Here is a 4,173-nt window from a genome sequence, read left to right on the forward strand (position 1 = left end):
GGACCTGCTGCGGGAGGCGCAGGGGATCGTTCCCATGGTCATCCGCAGGGGGAACAGTCGGCGGTATGTGCCCTGGCTGCAGTACCTGGCCATCGTAGGGCGGAGGGTGGTGGAGACGGTGGGGGGTATGCTGCACGCCATGTTTCCCCGGCGCATTCACGCAGTAACCCAGGAGGGCTTCGTCATCAAGGTGCTCTCCTTCGTCTTGGCCCACAACCTCGGCCTCATGGCCCAGAAAATGCTTGGGTAGCAACTTGGGTAACCTTAGTTAGGCCTCTTCGCCTTGCGCTCAAACCTTCCTGGCGGAAGTCCCTTCCCCTGGGCGTTGACCTCGGGCCTCGGCCGTCCTATTGTGCCTTTGTCCTTGTCCTTGGCATCCCCCCGGTAGCGATACCGGAGGCCTCCTTTTTGGGGGTATCAAGGAGTCTCCCGCAACCTCCGGGCCACCTCTCGGGCCCCGAGGCGGGGAAGCGCCGAGGTCGTCCCTTGCGGGGCCGCCACCGCAAAACCCCTTCTTCCCAGCCCCCTGGCCACCGGGTAACCCTCCTCGCCCCAGACCGCCACCTCCTCCAGCTCCTCCAGGCTCAAGCCCGCCCAAGCCCAAAGCCGTGGCCGCCACGTGGCCAGCCTGGGTCTCCAAGGGTTACGAGGGGCTTGCGGAAACCCGCCCTTAGACCTCCGGCGCTCCCCCGCCTTTCTTCCGACACCGCACACCCAACACAGGGCTGTCGTCAAGGGTTTACCTCAATCAAATGCTATTATTATTGCGTTTTACAGAAACCACATTGCGTTCCTCAAACGCTTTTCAAGTAGTTCTCCTCCTCGCCCGCAACTCCTTTTGTCGGCCGAAGGCGGGTCGCCGTGGGAGGCTTCTCCCGGTTGAGCCTGCGGTCGGCCCAGAAGTGAGCGGCTGCGAAGAGGGTCTCTGCGCCGAGTGCGCCCTCCGGGGTCTCACCGGAAAGCGCCGCTGCGGAGCGCTCTCCTCGGGGTGTTCTGGCGGAGGTGGCCGAGCTGGGCTTCCCCGCCGGATTCCCGCGGGCCGACCTCGAGGAGCCCCATCCCTGACGTAAAGGCCAAGCCCCTGCGGCCCCTGGCGGTCGCGGCTCCCTCCTGCATGCCCCGTATGCGCTTGGGAGGGGATCCTCTTCGTGGTCTTCACCCGGCGGGGCGGGGTGGGGGCGGTCCCTGCCCGGGATGCCACCCCTCGAGGAGAAGAGGCGGTGCCGAAAGAGGGGGAAGCGGGCCGTGAAGCTGAAGAAGGTCCACAGCCCTGGCGAGGAGGCCCCTCGGCCTCTTCCGCATCCCCTTCTCACCAGAACCCGTGCGTCCCTCTTCCCACGGCGCTGAGGGTGTGGTCCTACGTCTCCCCTTTGGCCCGCCCTCTTGGGCGGAAGGGGAGGGTGCCTTCCTTCGGCCCTCGGCGCACGCCCACAGAGTCTTCGGCATCCGCTCCCTTACACCGGTTGCGGTATCTGCGCTACCCACATTCGGCTCTCGTCCCTTACCTCCAGAGACTCGGAAGGAGCCTTCGTCTGGGAAGACGGGTTCTTCGCCTTGCGCAAGGAGGTTCATTGCGGCGCATCTTCTTTAGCCTCCACTCGAGGCCCCAACCTTCCTGAGGGCCGACCCTAGGACCTTCCCGCCAGCGCCCTAGATGGGGAGAGAGAACTTTGCGCACCCCCTCGAGGAGGGAGCTTTTCGGGCTTGCCACCTCAGGGTGTTGCTCGTTTAGGCCGTGAGTCGCCGCCCGCACCTTGCGCGAAAGGGGACATCCCCCATTTGCGAAGGGTAGGGTCGGCGTGGAGGTGGCCTCGCCGGGTGTTTGTGGAAGGGGTTGAGGGGGAGGGGGTGTGCCCTACCGGTTTTTGAAGGGGTAGTCGGAGCGGTCGGGGTGGGTAGGGTGGTTGAGAGAATCATGAGAAACAAACCTGGGGGTTGGAAACGTTTTTTATTTTATGCAAAGGTTTCAACACGGCTATAGGAAACGCAATATTAGTGCCGTTGAGGTGGGGAAAAGATGCCAGACGGCGAAGGGGTGTGTTTCTTACTTTTCTCTCATAAAGTGAGAGCGTCCAGAACGCCAGAGCGCCAAGAGGCCTGGCTTTGCGTAGGGGCTTAGGGCAACGCGCCTGGGAGAGGGGCGAGGGCGGGGCTTCGGCGGGTCGCGCGTTGTCGGGCTTTGTCTTGCCCCTTTCTTGAGGGGTTTTGGCCTTTATAGGGGCAAGACCCTAACCCGCCGAGGCCCTGGACTGCCTCCGGCGGATACGGGAGCAGGCGCGAATGGTCCCCGAGGCCCCGATGGCGTTGGTGCGGAAAGCGCTGGCGGAAGGCCTACCCCTCAAGGATGCCCCCGTCCCGGCGGCGGCCTGGAGCGCCGGCGCCGAGGCCCTGGTGACCGGGGACCGGCGCCACTTTGGGCCCCTCATGGGGAGGAAGGTGAGGGGGCTCTGGGTGGTTTCGCCGGCCGAGGCCCCGGCGGGGGTGATGGACCTTTTGGAGGGCAAGGGCTAGGCCCATAGGCTGGGCTTCCCTCTTCTCCGACGGGCTGAGGCGGAAGCACCCGGCGCCGCCGGGTCTGCGCGGCCGGGTGCCCTCAGGGGAAGGAAGAGGCCAGAACGGCCCCGCCGCCTCCCCCGCGTGACCTCCCCGGTCGCCTTCCCCGACAGGCCCGCCCCGGGGCGTCTTACCCCTGTCTTCCCTCCTCATCTTCCGCGAACAGGGGTAAGACGCCCGGCCGCCAGACCAGCCCACCGCCCAAGCCACCCCCCCGAGGCCCGCCAAGACGAACCCCCTTGGCCATCCCCTCCGGCTCCTCCACGGTGGCCCGAGGCGGCCTGGAGGGGCCGGGCCGGGAGTGTCAAGAGGCTCAGGGAAGGGGTGGGGCAGGGGTATCGCAAAGTCTATGGATGGGCACTATGAGGTCACGAAGGGATTCCGCTTGGAAAGCGGGGTTGCGGGAGGCTCCTGGGGAGAGGTGGGCCCTCGAGGGGAGGTTCCTGTGTAGGTTGTGCGTCACCGTGAGGAAAAAGCCAGGGACCCCGCTCGGGGTGGGGAAAAGGCTCGTCCTGGGGGTGGGTTTGGCGTCTCCCCTCCCTTCTTGCCCCTTGGACAAGCCCGGACAGAAGGCGTGGGGGCAAGATGGGGTCAGCGCTCCCGGCACCCCCTCCTTCGCCCCCCTGGGACGTGGGGGCCGATCACGAGCCAGAAGGGGTTCCCAAAGCACGGAAGAGCTTTCCCCCCGAGGGCGGGGAGGAAGTCGCCGCCTGCGCCCTGACGGTCTGGCCAATCCTGGTCAAGAGGGGCAAGTAGAGGGGAGGCTTTCCGACTCGCCTCAGCGTCAATGGGCTGCCAAAGAGACCCTCGAGGCCTTTCCCGCCTTGACTTCCGGGTGCCCGAGCTTTGCCCCGTCCGGCGGCGGGGGTGGGAAGGCTCTTGCCCCTTAGCAACGCCAAGACAGGGAGTGCAGGGGCAAGACCGTGGGTGCCCCCTTACCCCGGTCCCAGGGACATAAAGGGCGAGCGCGGGGGCAAGGTGGGGCGCGGGAGGGGGTTCCCGCGCGGGCTAAGGCCATTTGGAAGGGGATTCTACAACCCGGCGCAACCCAAACTAGGGATGGGGCGGGACCACTAGCGAGCTTGATCCATACCACGGGAGGCGGGGTAAAAGTGTCCAGAGTCCCCCAGGACGGGGGCCCTCTTCAGGGAGCTGGCCAAGGCCGAGGACCCCTTGGGGTTCCCTGGGACTGGCCTTAACCCTGTGTGCGAAGAGGCGAGGGGATCACAGGGGCAAGACGGGGTCGTGCAGGGGTTTATGGATAGAGACCCGCTTCAGCGCGATGGTACGGTCTTTGGGCCTTCATCGGACGAGGGTATGGACTGGACGCCCCGGTCCCTTGTGCTACAATGCGGGGCTAAGGAGGTGGGAAGAGCGAAGGACGTAGCGGTGTCCTAAAAGAAAAGAGCGGGAGGTTTTGGGGTTGCCTCCCATCCCTCGTGTGGTACCCAAGCTCGCTAAGCCAAGGGTACCGCAAAGCGAGGGAAGAGTCAACCCCCCTGGCCCCAGGGTCGGGGGTGAAGCGACCCACAAGCCAAGATGCGCAATCCCTCGTGGAGGTACCTGCAAGCGGAAGGAAGCTACAGCCTCATCCCCAACAGCCTGATGGCACTCGCCCTC

At 65.6% G+C, this 4,173-nt stretch carries 2 protein-coding genes and 1 pseudogene; 2 read left to right on the plus strand and 1 reads right to left on the minus strand.

Annotated features, from left to right (window positions below; translation table 11 throughout):
• A pseudogene (locus BVI061214_RS00870) lies at positions 1-250 on the plus strand (IS982 family transposase); the annotation flags it as partial.
• Positions 251-417: 167 nt separating this feature from the next.
• Here the strand turns inward: BVI061214_RS00870 and BVI061214_RS12795 are convergent.
• Positions 418-588 carry a hypothetical protein gene (locus tag BVI061214_RS12795; RefSeq protein WP_156303190.1) on the minus strand — a complete coding sequence of 57 codons (171 nt, stop codon included), beginning with the start codon at positions 586-588 and terminating at the stop codon, positions 418-420.
• A gap of 1,719 nt (positions 589-2,307) precedes the next feature.
• Here BVI061214_RS12795 and BVI061214_RS00875 point away from each other — a divergent pair.
• The gene (locus tag BVI061214_RS00875; RefSeq protein WP_248841688.1) at positions 2,308-2,511 is read left to right on the plus strand and encodes a hypothetical protein; all 204 of its coding nucleotides are present in this window, start codon (positions 2,308-2,310) and stop codon (positions 2,509-2,511) included.
• Positions 2,512-4,173: the final 1,662 nt, after the last annotated feature.

The organism is Thermus aquaticus, assembly GCF_001280255.1.
Classification (GTDB): domain Bacteria; phylum Deinococcota; class Deinococci; order Deinococcales; family Thermaceae; genus Thermus; species Thermus aquaticus.